Genomic DNA, 19150 nt, shown 5'->3' with positions numbered 1-19150 from the left:
CCAAAATCTTCCACCTCTATTTTACAGGATATTGCTCTTATTTGCTCATTCACTCTTCAGACTATTCAGGTTTTGCTAACACCTTTTTTGACATGGCTTATTCATTGCAAAAAATTTGACAGATACAATATCACTGATATAATTTACGCTAGTTGATTTTGATAATCATTATCATTATTGGAGGGGAGGACAGGGCCGAAGCTTGGTGCAGGTTATTGGACAGGCTCCCTTAGTTAGAGATGAAATTGCGTTATTTAATACTGGCTTTTCTGGTACTGGCCTTCGCCTCGGTTTTTATTGGTGTTCATGATGTAACTCCACTTGATGTGTTCCACTTAACCAACGATCAGGCGCAGGTACTCCTGATTAGCAGATTCCCACGATTGATCAGTATCATTATCGCAGGGGCGAGTATGAGTATCTGTGGATTGATCATGCAGCAGCTTACCCGGAACCGATTTGTATCGCCCACCACCGCGGGGACGATGGATGCGGCACGACTAGGTGTGCTGATGGCCATTATGGTGTTTGGAGCGGCGGGATTTTGGACGAAGATGCTGACGGCTTTTGGATTTGCTTTAGGGGGAACGCTGGTTTTTATGAAGATACTGGATAAAATCCGTTTCAAGGACCCGGTATTTATCCCGCTTGTCGGTTTGATGTTTGGAGGCATTTTAAATTCGGTGACGACTTTTTTTGCTTACAAATACAATCTGATTCAGGGCATTTCTTCGTGGATGCAGGGAGATTTTTCTCTAATCATGAGTGGTCGCTATGAGATGTTATATCTTAGTGTTCCTTTGGTTGCGCTGGCGTACATATATGCGAACCGTTTTACAATTGCAGGCATGGGCGAGGATTTTGCGGCCAATTTGGGCGTACATTACAAGCGCACCGTCAATGTGGGTTTGGTGATCGTGGCTTTGGTTTCCTCTGTCGTCATCTTAACGGTCGGGACGATTCCCTTTTTGGGGCTGGTTGTACCCAATCTGGTCAGCATGTATATGGGGGATAATCTGAAAAAAAGTCTGGCCCATACAGCGATCCTGGGCGCCGTCTTTGTGCTGTTTTGCGATATTTTGGGACGAGTGATCATTTATCCGTATGAAATTTCTGTAGGACTTACGGTTGGTGTGATCGGGAGCGTGTTGTTCTTGTATTTGCTGTTGAGGAGAAGGGCTTATGAATCCTAAATTAAAAATCGGAATATTAGCCGCTGCCGCGCTTGTGTTGATTGCTGCTTTCGTGTTTATAGATCTTCCGCATACCTGGCATTACGCGCTGCCACGACGATTGAAAAAGATCGCAGCTTTCATTCTGACAGGTGGCTCCATTGCTTTTGCAACCGTTATTTTCCAGACGGTTACGAATAATAAGATTTTGACTCCGGGTATTATCGGACTGGATTCACTGTATATGCTGATTCAGACGACGATTATTTTTGCATTTGGTTCCGTACCCTTCATTTCGACCAGCAAAGAATTGAACTTTTTGCTGTCAGTGGGGCTGATGGTGCTGTTCGCAGGACTGCTATACAAATTAATTTTCCGCAAAGATGGACGCGGGATTTATGTACTTTTGCTGATTGGTCTGGTATTCGGCACACTATTCAACAGTCTGTCTACCTTTATGGAGGTACTGATTGATCCGAACGAATTTGCGAAAATCCAGGACAAGAGCTTTGCCAGCTTCAGTAATGTTAACACCGAATTGCTGTGGCTTTCTGTATTCATTCTTGTGCTCGTATTTGCTTATGCGTGGAGATTCATCAAGTATCTGGACGCGCTGTCGCTCGGACGAGAGCATGCGATTAATTTAGGTCTCCCTTATGGTTTTATTATCAAAAGGCTGCTAATTATCGTAGCGATTCTTATCTCCATATCCACGGCACTGGTCGGGCCGATTACGTTTCTCGGATTAATTGTGGCCAATGTGGCTTATCAGGTGATGAAAACCTATCAGCATCGTTATATTATTCCGGCCTCTATCTGTGTCAGTGTTATTGCGTTGGCAGGATGCCAACTGCTAGCAGAAAGAGTGTTCGACTTATCGACAACGGTCAGCGTTATTATTAACTTTATCGGGGGGGTGTACTTCCTGTACCTTTTGCTGCGGGAGAATAAATCATGGTAGAAGTCAAAAACGTATCCAAACGCTACGGGAATAAAAATGTGGTGGATCAGGTATCCGTCACTGTACCTAAAGGAACCATTACCTCCTTTATTGGCCCTAATGGCGCTGGAAAAAGCACCTTGTTGTCGATGATCAGTCGCCTGACTGACAGTGATGAGGGAGAAATCCTCATTGACGGGCAGGCCGTGAGCCTGACGAAAAGTGAGGAGCTAGCCCGCAAGATATCTATTTTAAAACAGACCAACGATGTCAATATTCGCTTAACCGTGAAGGAACTGGTTAGCTTCGGCCGTTTTCCGTATTCCAAGGGCAGATTGAACAGCGAGGATCGCAAAATGGTGGAGCAGTCTATGGCCTACATGGGACTGGAGGATATGAAAGACAAGCATATTGATTTGCTTAGTGGGGGACAGCGACAGCGGGCTTTTATTGCCATGATTTTGGCTCAGGACACAGAATACATTCTGCTGGATGAGCCGCTGAACAATCTGGATATGAAGCATTCGGTTCAGATCATGAAGACGTTGCGCGGTTTGGTGGATGATCTCGGCAAAACGATTCTAGTCGTGCTGCACGACATTAATTTTGCATCCTGCTATTCAGACTATATTGTAGGGATGAAGGATGGCAGGTTGCTAAAACAAGGAACGGCTGACGAGATGATTGATAGTCAGGTATTAAAGGACTTGTACGATATGGATATTCCGATTCAACAGATTGATGACCATAAAATTTGCGTTTATTTCACTTAGGGGGAATGTTAAATGAAGAAAAATATGATGTTTTTAACGCTGATGCTTGCATTGGTACTAATCGTGTCAGCCTGTGGCAAAGCAGCTCCGGCAACACAAGAGACGACTGGAAACGGCTCCTCTGCTGCAACAACGGAATCCAAAACCATCTCGGTCAAACACGCACTGGATGAAAACCCGGTCCAAGTCAAAGTTAATCCCAAAAATGTCGTTGTCTTTGATTTTGGTTCATTGGATACGCTCGATAAGCTGGGTGTTGACGTTGCGGCAGTGGCGCAGCAGGATCTTCCTACGTATTTGAGCAAATATAAAGATTCCAAATATGCAAGTGCGGGCACGCTGTTTGAACCGGATTACGAGAAAATCAGTGATCTGTCTCCTGAACTGATCATCATCGGCGGTAGACAAGCTGATGCATATAAAGAGTTGAGTAAAATTGCACCGACCATTTCGATGGCTGTAGACACCAAGGATTATATCAATTCCTTTAAGAAAAACGTTGAAACATTGGGTCAAATCTTCGACAAAGAAGATGCTGCCAAGCAGGAACTGGCTGCGATTGATAGCTCCATCAAGGCTGTACATGACAAGGCTGTAGCGAGCAAAGCTAAAGGACTGATTGTGCTGACGAATGAAGGAAGCCTGAGCGCATATGGCTCACAATCCCGTTTCGGTATCATTCATGATGCTTTTGGCGTAACCCCTGTAGATCCTGACATTAAAGTATCCACGCATGGACAAAAGGTTTCTTTTGAATATGTACAGCAAAAAAATCCGGATTATATTTTTGTTGTTGACCGTGGGGCTGTGGTGGTCGAGGAAGGTAAGGAGCAGGTTACAGGTAAACAAACCATTGAGAATGAACTGGTGAAGAAAACCAATGCATTTAAAAACGGTCATATTGTATACCTTGATCCTAACTACTGGTACCTGTCAGGTAATGGTCTGGAATCTGTATCTGAAATGATCAAGGAAATAGACGCTGCACTGTAATGAATACATTCACATCAAGGAGGACTGTGTAGGATGAAAGGTCATGTAGATGAAATTCTATTAGATGGGTACCTTGTGCATGTCTATACACCTCCCGCCTCTGTGAATCATAATGAGCCGCATCCTGTGCTGTATGTGCAGGATGGTAGCTCTTTATTTCTAAGCGGATTGGATGAGCTGGAAAGAGGTTTTACTACAGGAGAGCTGCCCCGTGTGGTGCTGGTAGGTATTCAGCCCGTAAATCGGCTGGATGATTATACGCCTTGGAAGGCAGCTGCTTTAGTAGAAGGAAGACCTGCTTTTGGTGGTGGCGGAGATGCCTATCTGGCGTTTGTGGTTACAAAAGTAATGCCGTATGTCGAGGCAAGATATCCAGTGCACACTGGAAAGGAGTATACGGGCATCATCGGCGCCTCATTGGGCGGATTGATTTCCATATATGCAGCATTCAAATATAAGGATGTATTTGGACGCATTGGTTCCATCTCAGGCTCGTATTGGTATCCGGGTATGATTGATTATATGCAATCTGTATCTTGTACAACTGTAATGGCTGGGACACACCGCTTTTATATATCTGTCGGGACCCGTGAAGGTGAAGGGAAGACGAATGTACAAAAAGATATGGTTCCGCTGACCCTCCAGGCACACGAGTTGCTGCGGACACAGGGACTGGATGCAAAAGATGTGCTTCTTGAGTTAGATCAGGACTCGGTGCATCGTGTGGATTGTTTTCAGCGTCAATTTCCTAAGGCCGTTCAATGGCTGTTCGGATAGTACGAATTTATTACGAATCGTATACAACAACCTCAAAGGATTGGAGAGTGTGGAGTCTCTATGCCTTTGGGGTTGTTTTTTTTGTATGTTTTTTTCGTATAATAGAATCAATTTCATAAAGAAATTTTAAAGATTTAAAGTTATACGTTATTGGAAGTGAGGGGAGCATATATGAAAAAAAACCGCCTGGGATCTTCAGATCTGCTGGTAGGTGAGATTGGCTTGGGATGTATGTCGGTCGGTACGGATGAGCAGCAAGGTGTTTATTTGATTCATGAAGCATTAGACAGGGGCGTAAACCTATTGGATACGGCCGATTTGTACCAGCATGGACGCAATGAAGAAATTGTGGGGGCAGCAATCCGTGGACGGCGCCAGGATGTCATCCTGGCGACCAAGGTCGGTAATCGGCGTATACCGGGGCAGGAGGGTTGGGGATGGGACCCGTCAAAGAAGTATATCCTGTCAGCCGTTAAAGAGAGCCTGCGCCGCCTGGGAACGGACTATATCGACCTGTATCAGTTGCACGGAGGGACGATTGACGATCCGATCGATGAAACCATTGAGGCTTTTGAGCAACTACAACGGGAGGGCGTCATCCGTTATTATGGTATTTCCTCCATTCGCCCTCACGTCATCCGTGAATATGTCAAACGCTCGAATATCGTCAGTGTAATGAATCAGTATAGTTTACTGGATCGGCGTGCAGAGGAAGAGGTACTGTCTTTGCTTCAGGAGCGGGGAATTGGCGTGATTGCACGTGGACCCGTGGCGAGCGGTGTATTGGCTGATAAGGGGGAAGAAAAGGCAGCGAAGGGATACCTAGACTACGAAGAAGCAGAGCTGCTGGACGTGCGTAAGCAATTAAAGGCATTTGCAGGGGCGGACCGTAGTATGGGTCAGACAGCTATCCGTTATAGCCTGTCTCATCCGACTGTCGCTGCTGTGATCCCGGGTGCAAGCTCTTTGGGACAATTGGAGCATAATATTTCTGCTGCGGATATTGCACCGCTAACCAGGCAAGAGCGGCAGACGCTACAGCAAATCAGCCGAGCCAATCGTTATGATGTGCAATACCGCTGATCCGGGCAATGATGGGACAAGTGTCAAACATGTACCCATCCCAGTTGCAATTTATAAAAGAACCATTACAATATAAGAATAAGCTTCCGTTTATATAATCCATATGTGAATATGGAGACGTTTTGTAAATACAACCTAGGAGGGACCAACGAATGGAACGCATCGAATCTCAGCAGCAATATCAGGATTTAATTAACGGTGACGGTTTGACCGTCGTGAAATTTGATACAACCTGGTGTCCGGATTGCAAGACACTGGATAAATTTATGGACGGCATTATTGAGGAAAACGCGGATAAGCGTTTCTTTGCGCTTGATGCGGAGAAATTCCAGCCGATTGCCGACGAAAATCAAGTGCGCGGCATTCCGAGTCTGCTCGTGTTCCGTAATGGCGAAAAAATTGCTCATTTGCACAGCAAATACGCTAAAACGCCAGCTCAAATCTCGGAATATTTGACTACGCTGGAATCCAAACAATAATCAGAACGCATGATAAGGATCGTTCAGTACGATCTATCCTTTCTGCAAAATAGTAAAAGGGATATCCAAGGCTGATCATTCAGACCCCATGGATATCCCTTTTTAGTTATTGGTTATTGGTACCAAACAATGGTTTATAAAATTATGAAAAAGAACACAGCCGCCAGCACGAAGCGGTAAATGGCGAACGTAGTCAGGCTCAAGCGTTTGAGCAGACCGAGGAATGTTTTGATCGCCAGCATCCCGACGATAAAGGCAGTAATAAAGCCGGCCGCGAACACTGGAAAATCACTCATAGACAGATGATCCATACTTTTGATCATATCAATACCCGATGCACCCAACATGACCGGAACCGATACGAGGAATGTAAATTCCGCGGCTGCCGTATGACTTACACGTGCAAATAGGCCCCCAGACATGGTTGAGCCTGAACGGGAGAAGCCTGGCCACAGAGCTAGGACTTGGAACACACCGATGGTAAATGCTTGTTTGTACGTGATCTCATCCAGCGTATGCGATCTAATGGGCGGATGAAATTTCTCAGCCGCGATCATGAGCAGGCCCCCGATTACCAAACTGTACAAAACCGTTTCAGGGCCAAACAGGTATTGCTTGATTACATCACGGAACAATACACCAATCAGGCCCGCAGGGATCATGGCTAAAATAATATGTAACAGGTTTAGACGTGGCTGGCTCGAGACTTTGCGTCTGAAATCAAACAGGCTCAGGAATCTGCGCCAGTATAATACAACGACTGCCAGCACAGCACCTAATTGCACGATAACCTCAAACGTTTTGACCGTATCATTCTCTGTGTTTAATCCTAGAAGATTAGCCGTGAGGATCATGTGACCCGTCGAAGAGACCGGCAAAAACTCTGTCAGCCCTTCAATAATTCCCATAATAATAGAAGATAAAATATCCACTTTACTAGCTCCTCCTTACACGCGTGCAGGGCAAACGACCTAAGCCGTTTGCCCTGGAAATATGTCATTTCAGTAGGAGTGAACACAAGTGTCAAGTGCAAAGATAAACGCTCAGGTCACACGGTTCATTCCCGGGAAGAAGTGTCCGATTCTGCTTCCAATTCAGATGCGGGGGATGTGTGGTGTAAAATAATCTCCACCCGACGAATACGATTTTTACCCATTTCACGAATGATAAATTTCACATCTTCTTCTATGAATTCCTTGCCCTGTCTAGGTTCCGGAACCCGGCTATACACCCACCCTCCGACAGTATCCACGTCTTCATCGTCCAATGTCAAGCCAGTCAGATCACTCAGATCGGAAAGCATCACTTTACCATCCATCAAATAACTGTTCTCCGTCAGTTTCTCGATTTCCTTCCGTTCATCCTTATCAAATTCGTCCCGAATTTCGCCAACAATCTCCTCCAAAATGTCCTCGATGGTAATGAGGCCGGAGGTTCCACCGTATTCATCGACCAGGAGAGCGATATGAACCTGCTCCTTCTGCATACGTTTCAGCAGTGTGTTGACGGGGATAACTTCCGGAACGGTCAAGATCGGTTGAATCAGGCTGTCGAAAACAAGCTCGGGATTGCGATCATACTCAAGGAATAGCTGTTTGGTATTAATCATACCAATGATCTGATCCTTGCTATCTGTCGCCACCGGAAAACGGGTATACTGCTCTTCGTGAATAGTCAGCATGTTTTCTTTTAGCGAGCGATTCGTAAACAAGCATACCATATCTGTACGTGGCACCATAATTTCCTTGGCAACGGTCTCGTCAAAAGCAAAGATACGATTTACGTAGCCATATTCGGTGTTATTGATCTTACCACTTTCCACGCTTTCGGACAAAATGATCTGAATTTCTTCCTGAGAGTGCGCTTCTTCATGCTCACTAGCCGGTTGAAGACCAAACAGACGAACCAGACGATTGGCCGAGCCGTTAAGGAGCCAAATAAACGGATACATAATCCGGTTAAACCACACGATGACTGGAGAGGTTAACAAACTGACAGCTTCCGCTTTGCGGATCGCCAATGTTTTGGGAGCCAGTTCGCCGATCACCACGTGCAGGTAAGTTACAATGACGAATGAAATAATAAAGGCCAGGATATGTGAAAAATCCCCATTGATGTTGAGCTGTTGAAAGAGAGGCTCCAGCAATTTGACTACGGTCGGTTCACCGAGCCAGCCGAGTCCCAACGCTGTAATCGTAATACCAAGCTGACAGGCGGACAGGTAGCCGTCCAGATTATTGACGACTTTTTGTAGCGCCAGTGCGTTTTTACGGTTCTCCACGACCAGCTGATCGACCCGGCTGGAACGGATTTTAATAATCGCAAACTCGGTAGCCACGAAGAAAGCACTAAATAAAATCAACACCGCAAACAAAAATAGACTGACACCTATACCCATATAATTTTCACTCATCCCTTTTTCGTTCAATTTTTTAAGGAACTCCATTTTAAGTTCACTTGAACTTATTTTAAGAACTTAAAAGAAAATATACAAGGTTCATATGGAATCGTAGCAGGTCGCCTACCTCCAATTTACACAGAAAATAAGGCATAATAGAACCCGCACGTCTCATTGCTTCACTTTACAAGCCTAGTTTGAGGGCGTATGATGAGTTCAAATGAACTTGAAATGTAATAAAGGGAGGAAAGCAGATGGAGTCTTTTACCCTTACTCGTCGTGATATGGCCCATTTGCTGCTGGCCATGGAAGGTCGCCGCGAATTGCAGCCTTTGGCCGTTCTACAGGACGCCTGGAGGCGCACTCATAGCCATCTCGCCCGCTCGGGGAGCGCGATGCCGACATTTTTATACACCGACGTGACACCTGTACTAGATAAAATCATCAAGGGTAAGCACAGCGCAGCCTTTTCGCTGCAAGAGATCGTTTCCCTGGGTCAACTGGTCGAGTACAGCCATGTGTCACTGGCATCTATGCAAAATTGGGTTAAACGCGACTTCAAGGAATTTCTCGGCGCTCCGAAGATCGGCAAAAAATACTCGGTTAACCAGGCAGCTATATTGCTCATTGTAGAAGATCTAAAATCATGTCTTGATTTTGAATCCATTCGTCAGCTATTTCATATCCTGTTCCAACAACCCGAAGATGATACGGACGATCTGATTCAGCCGGTCGATTTGTACGCCGCATATTCAACTTTGTTTGAGGAGCTGGATGCGAATGGAGACCAAATGCTCGATGTAGCAGGAACAGGCTATGCAAAAGAAAACGGAAATTCCGTTACAGTACAGCAGCGTCAGGAAGGCGCGACAGAGGAGTTGCTAGTTCAGGCGGCTGATCAATACACCCGTCGTTTACAGCATTTGACCCCTAACCAGTGTGAAGCAGTGCGTAATACTTTGCTGGTGGCAGCAGTAGCGGTGCAAAATAGTTATTTTTTGTCCATGGCACGTCGGTATGTGAATGCGACGTTGTTTCTGGACTTCCAAGGGTAAATCAGGATTGGCACTAGAAGCCAATCCTATTTTTTTACTCTTTTTAGAGGATTGTCTACCCTTTTGGAGACTGAAAAAGTATACAAAAGAGGTATATACACTAAAACGCTGTCAAAGATACAATAAACATATATAATCCAGCAATTGGAAAAACTTTGAATATCTCTTCCAAAGCATCTGGATACACACACAGGAGGTAATGGCATGTCCGATGTCTCCATCATCATTTGTACCCGCAACCGGATCGAAGACCTGACACGCTGTATACAATCTATTGCAGTACAGCAGCAATTGGAGCATACGGCTGTAGAACTGCTGATTGTTGATGACGGCGATATTTCCGACCAACAGATCGAGCAGTACCGTCACATGGTATCCGGATTGCCTCAAAGCGTTTTGAAATATTATAAAAAAAGTCGTCCCGGCGTTTGGTTATCCCGCTATGAGGCCTTGTCCCTTGTGCGGTATGATATTGTGCTGTATTTTGACGACGATGCAGAACTGGACGATCAACTCTATATCCGGCGCTTGCTCGATACCTATGATCAGGATGAAACGATTGTGGGTGTTGGAGGGATTGCAAAGGGATTACATTCGAGCCGGGCAGGAAAGCTGCTGGGCGTTTTGACATTTCAGATGTCTTCATCCCTCGGCAAGCTCTCGCCTAGTAGTCTGGCAGGTTCTTTGCTGCGTTGGGGCGAAGCAACTGAGGTTTTCGATACAGAATTCTTTCATGGCTGCAATATGTCCTTTCGTAGGGATGCGCTTCGGGATATGAAGCCGTATCCGTGGATGACCAGTTATGCTGTGGCTGATGATTTGTACATGTGCCAGTTGGCGAGCCATTACGGCAAATTGGTTATCAATCCTAACTTAACCATCATTCATCATGAATCTCCAAGCTCGCGCGATAAGGCGGGCAAAGTAGCCAAGGCTACAGCGATTAACCACTATTATTTTCTTGCTTTGAAAAAGGCTGGAGTAATTCAGTATGGAGCCCTTTTATGGACCTTATCCTACTTGATGCTCAAAGAAACGCTGCGTCGTAATTTTAATGCCGCAGATGGATACAAGCAGGGGGTGTTGTTCATTCTGAACCCGCGCAAGCAAAAATATAACGAATATTTAGGCCCGGCGGTTCAGTAATCTGTTTTTTTACACATTGACAGGATAAAGGGGGAGTATGATGTTAAGCTTGTCCATTGCTCTGTGCACCCGAAATCGGGTTGACGATCTGACCCGATGCATCAATTCAATTGCCATTGGGGGAGCACCGGAGGCATGTGAAACCGAGCTATGGATTATTGACGACGGAGAACTGCCGAAGCATGTGCTGGAACGTTATGAGCGTCAGTTGGGCAGAGCGGGAATTACCTACCGGTATCATCGCAAGGAGCAGCCGGGATTATGGTTATCTCGTGTAAAGACAGCTGAACTTGCGCAGGGTGACATCATTTTGTTCCTTGACGATGATGTTGAGCTGCCGAGCAACTATTTGAATGAGTTAATGCGTACCTATGAGGCTTACCCGCAGGCTGCTGGTGTCGGCGGTATTGCACAGGGAATGAGTAATAGCTTCATGGGAACGATTCGATGCTTGCTGTCATTCCAGCAGTCTTTGTCCAAAGGGAGGTTGTCCCTCAGCGGTCAGTCCGGCTCGATGTATAACTGGCATAAGGCCAAGAAGACGTTTAGAACCCAGTTTTTCCATGGATGCAATATGTCATTTCGACGTGAGGCGATTCGTAGTCTGGAGCCGGTACCTTGGTTGCAAAGCTATAGCGTAGGCGAGGATTTATTACTTTCGCGCATCGCAATGAAAAGCGGTCCGTTATACATTAACCCGGCGCTTACGCTGCTTCATCACGAATCGCCGTCCTCGCGCGACAATATGGAGCAAGTTACTTATATGCGGGTGATGAATCATATTCATTTACTGCGTGACGAGGGAGCTGGGCCGATTGGTTATGCAGCGCTATACTGGACGACGTTGTATCAGATTTTGAGAGAAAAGCCCAAGAATAATCATACTGCCATTCAAGGCTATAGAAGAGCGTTGAAAGCGATCTTTTCAAGTCCAAAGGAGCCTGTTGGCGGGGGGCAGTTGCCTGAACGCAATTCCAAAAAAACGGTAGGCTGATGGAGGTGCGTCAAAAGACGCAATGTGAGCATAGAGACGAGAGGCTTAATAAGGAACAGGAGTTGGACGTAACATGAGCACTTGGACAGCAGCAAGGAAAGTATTCACGGGTGACAGTCTCGCCAAAACGATCATGCGCACGAGCTTTAACAATTTCTTTGTGCTAATCGTTACGACCCTGACTTCCATCCTGACCGCACGTATGCTCGGAGTAGAGGGGAAAGGAGAACTGGCGGCAGTTCTCTTCTGGCCTACACTGATCGGCAGTGTGTTGAGCTTCGGTTTGCCAACGTCGTTAATCTATAACATTAAGAAGAAAACAGGCACGACGGAAGAATTGCTGGCGTTGTCGCTGTGGATTCAGTTGCCTGCCAGCTTATTGGCGGGAGCGGTGGCCTGGATATGCATGCCGCTGTGGCTGAATGGTTATGGTGCGGACATCATCCAGCTGTCTCAGCTTTATTGTGCGGCAGCCATACCGCTGGCAGTGCTTACAGCGCTGACGACAGCATTGTCGCAAGGGCTGGATCGGTTTAGCGTATATAACGGTCTGTTGTTTTACTACCCGTTACTGAATTTCATCGGTCTGGTGACACTGTGGCTGATGGGCCTGCTCAATGTTCAACTGGCTGGAGCAGTGAATTTTGCCGCGAGTTTCCTTGCGCTAGTGTGGGCGTTCCTCCGTTTGCGCAAGTATATGAATTTGCGTGCTTTCCGCCCATTTACCAGCCGCCAAGTGCTTCGTCCTTATTATAGCTATGGAGCGAGGGTTTACGGGATGGAGCTGATGGGGACGCTGTCCACACAAACGGACAAAATCGTTATTGTGGCGCTGCTATCACCCAAAGCGTTCGGCCTGTACTCTGTTGTCTACGCCTTGTCTCGTGTGTTCAATGTAGTGCAAAATGCCGTCACTAACGTTACCTTTCCAAAGGTTACGGGAATGGAGCACAGCAAGATTGTCGAAACGGTGGGACGTGCTTTTCGCATCTCTATGGCTGCGATGCTAATCGTCATTGTGCCTGCTCTCTTCATTGGACGATACATGCTGGGTTTGCTGTATGGCCCCGCTTTTCTGGAAGCATCGCTAACGTTCTACCTGCTGTCACTGGAATGTATCATTGGTGGCGGCTCATGGATTCTGGCTTCGGCCTTTAACGCGCTGGGGCGTCCGGGACTGGTATTGTTCCGGCAAATTGTAGCCTATGCGATCACCGTCGGTCTGTTTTTTATTTGTACACCGATCTTCGGTCTGGACGGCATTGCGATTGCTTTGCTTGTAGGCGCTTGTGTTCGGTTGGCGTTCTCACTGTTCTCGTTCCCCATGTTTTTCAATGTTCCGCTATCACGGATCATTTTTGATAAAAGTGATATTACATTCGTCATTCAGACAATACAAAAGAAGCGCAGGAAGGGAGAACTGAAAGATGCCGAATTTGCATCCCATGGCTAAACTGAAAAATAAGCTGAGCGTCATTCTCGACGTAGTCCCCCAAGGTTCGAATATCATTTATGTCGACTATCCCGTCTATAATAACGGTGGGGATGTACTCATCATGAAAGGCACCGAGGCGTTCTTCAAGGATAATGGCATCCGTGTCCGTGCCCGTTATAGCGCCATGGATATTCCCGATCAGCTTCAAATTCCGGGTGACTGGATTATCGTGTGCCACGGCGGCGGCAACTTCGGCGATCTCTATTCAAATCACCAAAATTTGCGGGAACGCATCGTTCGCGATTTTCCTGACCACCGAATTGTGATTATGCCGCAAACGATTCACTTTCAATCTGAACAGAAGGCTAATGAGGTCGCTGCCCTGTTTAATGCTCACCCGGATCTACATATGTTTGTGCGGGATACACGATCTTATCAGTGGGCTAAGGACAAGCTGAGCCAGTGCAATATCACACTATGTCCTGATATGGCACACCAGCTCTGGCCATTAAAGCCGACTACGGAAACTGTGAAGGATGTATTGTATTTCTTGCGGACTGATATTGAAACGGTGGGTGGACAAAAGAAGTTCGATGACGAGGCAGATGCCGCTCACCGTCTGGACTGGGATACTTTGTTCACTCCGCTGGAAGTGAAGGGAATTGTCTATTTCCAGAAGTTTTACCGACTGGATAAGAAAATCGGTGGCCCGTTGCCTACGCGTACATTCTGGTACAAGTACACAGACCATCTTATGAACAAAGCGGTTACCCTGTTCAGCTCTTACCGCGAGGTTCGCACTTCACGGCTGCATGGTCACATTCTGGCCTGTCTGCTTGATATGCCGCACGTTGTCATTGACAATTCCTACGGCAAGAATTCGCAATATTATAATACCTGGACACAGCCGAATCCAAAGGCGAAGCTGTTTAGTGAAGCTCCAAGTGCGTTGGAGCAGCCATCTTAATAGTAAGAAAAATTATTTTCAAAAGCCTCCTGATCATTGAATTGATTTAGGAGGCTTTCAGTTTCGCTTATATATAGGGACAAAATCATTTAATGTGATGAATAATAAAGGCAGTGAATATTTAATGACTTAATCTAAAAGAGTAGGATGCCCCCGTAGAGGTCTTTATTGCGCCAATTTTCCCTCCAAACGTCGCTTTATTTTGACAATTCATTTCATGAATAGATATAATTTATGGGATAAAACTTGCAGAAAACCGGGGAATTCCCCAGTTTTTGCATCGCATCACATATTACATGGCAGTACATCACATGAAAATATATTTATTTTAATGAATCGAGGCTGACGAATGAGCAATCAATCGATGGACATGCTTCTCACGAAGGATATCGTGCGTGAAGGGGAGTCTATTTTGCGTACGAAGGTTGATCCGGTATGCTTGCCACTGTCTGAAGAGGATCTTCAACAGATGCAATGGATGCTGGATTATCTGAAAAATAGCCAAAATGAAGAGCTGGCTACCCGCTATGAACTGCGCCCGGGTGTGGGGTTATCTGCAAACCAGGTAGGTTTGAACAAAAGAATGTGCGCTATTTATTATGAAGATGGGGACAAAACGGTAGAGTATGCGTTGTTTAATCCGAAGCTGGTCAGCCACTCCACGTCCATGATTTATTTGGAACAGGGTGAGGGGTGCTTGTCGGTAGATCGGTACGTAGCCGGATATGTACCGCGTTACGAAAAAATTCGTATTAAGGCCACTTTACCGGACGGAACACAGGAGCTATTGACTTTCAAAGGTTATGCAGCGATTGTTGTGCAGCATGAAATGGACCATTTGGATGGTATTATGTTCTATGACCGTATCAACCCGGAAGATCCGCACAAGCTGCCGCAGGGAGTGCATATCGAACCTTTTGTACGTAAATAGTTCATGATCCGTAAAGTGTGGTGACTCTGTTCGCCACATTTTTTAAATTTTGCAAAAAATATAGATATAGAGGTTACGAAGAATTAAACTGGATACATACATATAGGTCGAGATGGAGGATGTGAAAACACGCAAAAATGTAAGCGCTTATCTTATGGGAGGGATGGCATGAATCGTGGAGTATGGCTTCTGATGAGTAATATGCGTATGCGGAATAAGCTGCTGTTCTCCTACGTACTAATTGTCATGATTCCGGTGCTGGTGGTTGGCGGCTGCGTTACTTTTTATTTGCGAGAGCAGGCATTGAATAGTGCAATTGCCCAGACGGTAAACAATGTGGAAAAGATCAAGAGTCAGACGGCAAATTTACTGCGTGTGCCAACGGATATTTCAAATGGGCTCATGTTCGATAAAAGGCTGAGGGAGATGGCGAACCGACGGTATCCGGGTATGGTAGAACTGATGAATGCGTATCATCAATACAAGGATTTTAATGAGTATACTCAGCAATATAGAGAGGTTGCTACCATCCGGTTCTATTCGTACAATCCGACGCTTGTCAATAACCTGGAGTTTATTCCAGTGGACTCTAACATTGAGCGGCAGCAGTGGTTCCAGACGGCTTTGAAGGGGACGGCGATTAACTGGTTTTACATTCAGGATAAGGAGGATAACCCGGTTAATCGCCTAAGCCTAGTACGGCAAATTCCATTTCCCGAATACAATACTAAGGGAGTTCTGATGATATCGCTGAGCCAGACCGAGTTGAATCATATGCTGAGCAAGGAGCCTTTTGAAACATTGATTGCGGATCGTAACGGGATTGTGGTCGCAGCTACTCGTCCGCAGTCGGTGGGCCAGACGTTGGGAGATTTACATTTGGGCTTTGATGTCCAGCGTGCGGGCAAAGGGATATATGAAGCGAAAATCAACGGAATGCCCTCCAACATCATCGTGGATGAGCTGCTGCCCGCCTCCAGTGTGAGCGGATTTACGATTATTTCAGTGTTTTCAACGGAGCATATTGTACAGGGAGCCAACCGAATCAGTCTGATTGGTGCTTTATGTGTTCTTGCAGTGCTGGTTATGGCACTGATTCTGATCACCATCATTTCCTGGCTGATTACCAAACGCCTACAGCGGTTGAGCTATGAGCTGGGTAAGGTAGCCGCGGGCGATTTTCATGTGGTATCGAGTGTGGAGGGAAGGGACGAGATCGGGGATTTATCCCGCCGTTTCAACTATATGGTGAGTAGTATTCGCCAACTCATGGCGCAGGTCTATGAGACGAGTGAGCACAACAACAGGCTGGAATTGGCGCAAAAGGATATCAAGTTAAAAATGATGGCCAGCCAAATTAATCCGCACTTTCTGTTTAATGCGTTAGAATCCATTCGAATGAAAGCACATCTGAATGGGGAAGCGGAGATTGCAACGACGGTGCGTTTGCTTGGCAGACTGATGCGCCGGAATCTGGAGATTGGCAGTGGTAAGACGACGGTACTACAGGAGCTGGACATGGTGCGGTCCTATTTGCAAATTCAGCAATTCAGATTTGGAAATCGCCTGATCTATGAAGTGAATTTGGAAGAAGATGCGACGGACATGTCGATTCCTCCCTTAATCATACAACCGCTGGTGGAAAATGCAGTCATTCATGGACTGGAAAATAAGGAAGAGCCGGTTACCGTGAAGGTAGATATTGCAATAGAACAAAGAGAGTTGAAAATTAAAGTAGAAGATGACGGGATCGGCATGGAAGCTGGGCAACTGACCCGTCTGCTAGCTCGGATCAGGGGGACGGATGAGCCGGAAGGGAGCAGTATTGGCCTGCGTAATGTACATCAACGTCTGACATTGATGTATGGTGAACGTTATGGACTGCATATTGAAAGCGCATTACAAGTAGGAACAACCGTATACTTTTCCATACCAAGGGAGGAAGAGTCGAATGTATAAAGCGATGATTGTAGATGACGAGCCAGCGATTCGTGAAGGATTGTCCTCCATTATTGACTGGGGGGATTGTGGCTTCCGTATTGTCGATACGGCAGGGAATGGACGCGAGGCTCTGGATAAGTTCGGAGAGCATCGACCGGAGCTGGTCATTGTAGATATTCGTATGCCCGGGATGAGTGGACTGGAGGTTATACGTAGTATACGTGAAAAGAACGGGGAGCCGTATCATTTTCTCATATTAAGTGGATATGCAGACTTTGATTATGCACGGCAAGCCATGGGCTACGGGGTGGATGGCTATCTACTGAAGCCAGTTGATGAGGAAGAAATGACGTCAGAGTTGAAACGGGTACGGCAAAACATTGAGGACGAGAAAGAAGACGGCAAATGGGGAAATCCGCCTTCCCATGAGCGTAATTGGATAGAATCTCTATTGTTTCCGGTTCATCGTGAGCATGTTCGTAATGCTGTGGAAAGCAGCGATTCTCTGCACAAAGCATCCAAGCAAGCTGAACATCAAAGTGGTAACGAAAAACTTGGGCAACAGCCCGCGTTACCAGCGTTGGACTGGAGTAGCTATCAGGTTATTCTGCTGGATTTACGTATACCTGACTGGGATCGGCAAGTCCGGCAGTCGGCAGCAAAGCAGCGGCTAACAGAAATGTGCCATGAGCAGGGTAGAGGTATCGTGTTTGAGGCTGGAATATATATGGGTCTTTTGCTTCCCGCCACGTTAAAAACGGAGAAAGATGCTGTTCAGTTACTGGCTGCTTGGCGACAGGAGCTAAAGGCTTGGGCTACGGAAATTTATGTGGCTGCCGGTGATCCTGTAGCCAGTCTTAGCGACATTCCCAGATCTTTTGAGCAGGCACTACGATTGTTAGAGCGTACGTTTTTGTTCCGGGCAGAAAGAGTCATGCTTTCCAGAGACCTACACGAATTGGAGATAGTCGAGACTGAAATGAGTGGAGCGTCTGATAGTACCACAGATGATCCCATACGTTATGCAGAAAAGCTGTACTATGCGCTAGATATGGCTAATAGTGAAGCTGCAACCCGTGTCATTAAGGAAATGGAAGTCCAATTTCCACGGATTTATCGCACAGAATCCGCAATCAAGGCTGCGTTCGCCCAAACATTCACACTGGCGTTGAACAAGTATGCAGCCGGACAGGATCACAGCCGAACCGTGCTGGAGGAGCACTCCAGCTTTATAACCGATGTATATGCCTATTCCACATTGGGCGAGCTGGTGGATCACTCGCTGGAGCATGTGTTGCAATGGATTGGCCAGACTGATCCCGGTGGCAAGGACATCATCATGAAACAAATGATTGACTTTATACATAGTCATTATGATGAAAATTTGCGGCTGGAGTTACTAGCAGATATGTTCAATTACAATAGTGGCTATTTGGGCAAACTGTTCAAAAGTCATACTGGCGAGGGCTTTAATGCCTACCTGGATAAGGTGAGGATTGAGCGAGCAAGGGAGTTGCTTGCACAAGGAATTAAGGTACACCAAGTGGCGGAACGCGTAGGGTATGCGAACGCAGACTATTTTCATAGTAAATTTAAAAAGTATGCTGGAATGTCACCTTCCTCCTATCGTAATCGTGTTCAAAAGTACGGAGGAACAGAGGGCTGTTGATAGAATCCCTAGGTATAACGCTATGAAGTCTCTCTTGCAGATGTCGGAGGTACGATCTCCGAACGGAAGAGAGGCTCTTTTTTTATGGTGAAAAAACAGATAGATCAATCGAAAATGTCACATTTATTATGGAGTTTAGGTCGTTTTCATCAAATCGCCATCATTATGACACAGCTTTGACACGATGTTCACATTTTCGATTCTATTTCATTTAAATTTATTCTATATAATGGGGATAATCTGAAGCCGGATCATGATAACCATAGTGAAGGTAGTTGGGTGAGTCATTTTTCTAAAAAGTGACCGCTGCATATGTAAGAATGTGAATACTATCACAAATGTAGAAGACTTCAGATTACAGACACTATAAATCAATGTTAAGAGAAGTGTAGGGGGA

General features: G+C 46.0%; 17 protein-coding genes. 15 read left to right on the top strand and 2 right to left on the bottom strand.

The annotated features are described in order from the left end of the window. Nucleotides 1-239 precede the first annotated feature (239 nt). From NSQ68_RS21955 to NSQ68_RS21925, 7 genes are all read left to right on the top strand, one after another. The gene (locus tag NSQ68_RS21955; RefSeq protein WP_342427174.1) at nt 240-1193 is read left to right on the top strand and encodes an ABC transporter permease; all 954 of its coding nucleotides are present in this window, start codon (nt 240-242) and stop codon (nt 1191-1193) included. Further along, nucleotides 1183-2133 carry an iron chelate uptake ABC transporter family permease subunit gene (locus NSQ68_RS21950; RefSeq protein WP_342427173.1) on the top strand — a complete coding sequence of 317 codons (951 nt, stop codon included), beginning with the start codon at nt 1183-1185 and terminating at the stop codon, nt 2131-2133. Before NSQ68_RS21955 ends, NSQ68_RS21950 begins: the two co-directional genes overlap by 11 nt. Continuing rightward, the gene (locus NSQ68_RS21945; RefSeq protein ID WP_307353596.1) at nt 2127-2885 is read left to right on the top strand and encodes an ABC transporter ATP-binding protein; all 759 of its coding nucleotides are present in this window, start codon (nt 2127-2129) and stop codon (nt 2883-2885) included. The genes NSQ68_RS21950 and NSQ68_RS21945 overlap by 7 nt, the downstream gene beginning before the upstream one ends. Before the next feature lie 12 nt (nt 2886-2897). Next, entirely contained in the window at nt 2898-3878 is a 981-nt protein-coding gene (locus NSQ68_RS21940; protein ID WP_307353598.1) for a siderophore ABC transporter substrate-binding protein, read from the top strand. Nucleotides 3879-3911: 33 nt separating this feature from the next. After that, nucleotides 3912-4655 (top strand): alpha/beta hydrolase-fold protein, encoded by a 744-nt coding sequence (locus NSQ68_RS21935; RefSeq protein WP_342427172.1) that lies wholly within the window; start codon nt 3912-3914, stop codon nt 4653-4655. Nucleotides 4656-4826: 171 nt separating this feature from the next. Next, nucleotides 4827-5738, top strand: coding sequence for an aldo/keto reductase (locus tag NSQ68_RS21930; RefSeq protein ID WP_342427171.1), 912 nt, complete (start codon nt 4827-4829; stop codon nt 5736-5738). A 152-nt stretch (nt 5739-5890) separates the two neighbouring features. Continuing rightward, on the top strand, nt 5891-6217 hold the full coding sequence (locus NSQ68_RS21925) for a thioredoxin family protein (protein WP_025721930.1): 327 nt from the start codon (nt 5891-5893) through the stop codon (nt 6215-6217). A 134-nt stretch (nt 6218-6351) separates the two neighbouring features. Here the strand turns inward: NSQ68_RS21925 and bacA are convergent, their stop codons facing one another. Together bacA and NSQ68_RS21915 are read right to left on the bottom strand one after the other, a co-directional pair. After that, a complete protein-coding gene (gene bacA / locus NSQ68_RS21920; protein ID WP_307353601.1) occupies nt 6352-7149 on the bottom strand; it encodes an undecaprenyl-diphosphate phosphatase in 798 nt (265 codons plus the stop codon). Nucleotides 7150-7274: 125 nt separating this feature from the next. Further along, nucleotides 7275-8645 (bottom strand): hemolysin family protein, encoded by a 1371-nt coding sequence (locus NSQ68_RS21915; RefSeq protein WP_165149474.1) that lies wholly within the window; start codon nt 8643-8645, stop codon nt 7275-7277. Between the two features lie 224 nt (nt 8646-8869). Between NSQ68_RS21915 and NSQ68_RS21910 the strand changes: the two genes are divergently transcribed. From NSQ68_RS21910 to NSQ68_RS21875, 8 genes are all read left to right on the top strand, one after another. After that, on the top strand, nt 8870-9670 hold the full coding sequence (locus tag NSQ68_RS21910) for a DUF1836 domain-containing protein (protein ID WP_342427170.1): 801 nt from the start codon (nt 8870-8872) through the stop codon (nt 9668-9670). Nucleotides 9671-9874: 204 nt separating this feature from the next. Next, entirely contained in the window at nt 9875-10816 is a 942-nt protein-coding gene (locus NSQ68_RS21905) for a glycosyltransferase (RefSeq protein WP_342427169.1), read from the top strand. 40 nt (nt 10817-10856) lie between these two features. Beyond that, nucleotides 10857-11810, top strand: a complete 954-nt coding sequence (locus NSQ68_RS21900; RefSeq protein WP_307353603.1) for a glycosyltransferase family 2 protein — start codon at nt 10857-10859, stop codon at nt 11808-11810. 73 nt (nt 11811-11883) lie between these two features. Beyond that, entirely contained in the window at nt 11884-13263 is a 1380-nt protein-coding gene (locus tag NSQ68_RS21895) for an oligosaccharide flippase family protein (RefSeq protein WP_028541812.1), read from the top strand. Continuing rightward, complete coding sequence (locus tag NSQ68_RS21890; RefSeq protein ID WP_342427168.1) at nt 13238-14212, top strand: polysaccharide pyruvyl transferase family protein; 975 nt, start codon at nt 13238-13240, stop codon at nt 14210-14212. The genes NSQ68_RS21895 and NSQ68_RS21890 overlap by 26 nt, the downstream gene beginning before the upstream one ends. Before the next feature lie 349 nt (nt 14213-14561). Next, nucleotides 14562-15143, top strand: coding sequence for a peptide deformylase (gene def / locus NSQ68_RS21885; protein ID WP_023990342.1), 582 nt, complete (start codon nt 14562-14564; stop codon nt 15141-15143). 168 nt (nt 15144-15311) lie between these two features. Next, complete coding sequence (locus NSQ68_RS21880) at nt 15312-17102, top strand: sensor histidine kinase (protein WP_342427167.1); 1791 nt, start codon at nt 15312-15314, stop codon at nt 17100-17102. Then, a complete protein-coding gene (locus tag NSQ68_RS21875; protein ID WP_342427166.1) occupies nt 17095-18753 on the top strand; it encodes a response regulator transcription factor in 1659 nt (552 codons plus the stop codon). The genes NSQ68_RS21880 and NSQ68_RS21875 overlap by 8 nt, the downstream gene beginning before the upstream one ends. The last annotated feature ends 397 nt before the right edge of the window (nt 18754-19150 follow it).

Source organism: Paenibacillus sp. FSL L8-0158, from assembly GCF_038592965.1.
Classification (GTDB): domain Bacteria; phylum Bacillota; class Bacilli; order Paenibacillales; family Paenibacillaceae; genus Paenibacillus; species Paenibacillus polymyxa_D.
The sequence above is the reverse complement of the archived record's forward strand: the minus strand, read 5'-3'. Positions and strand labels throughout refer to the sequence as shown.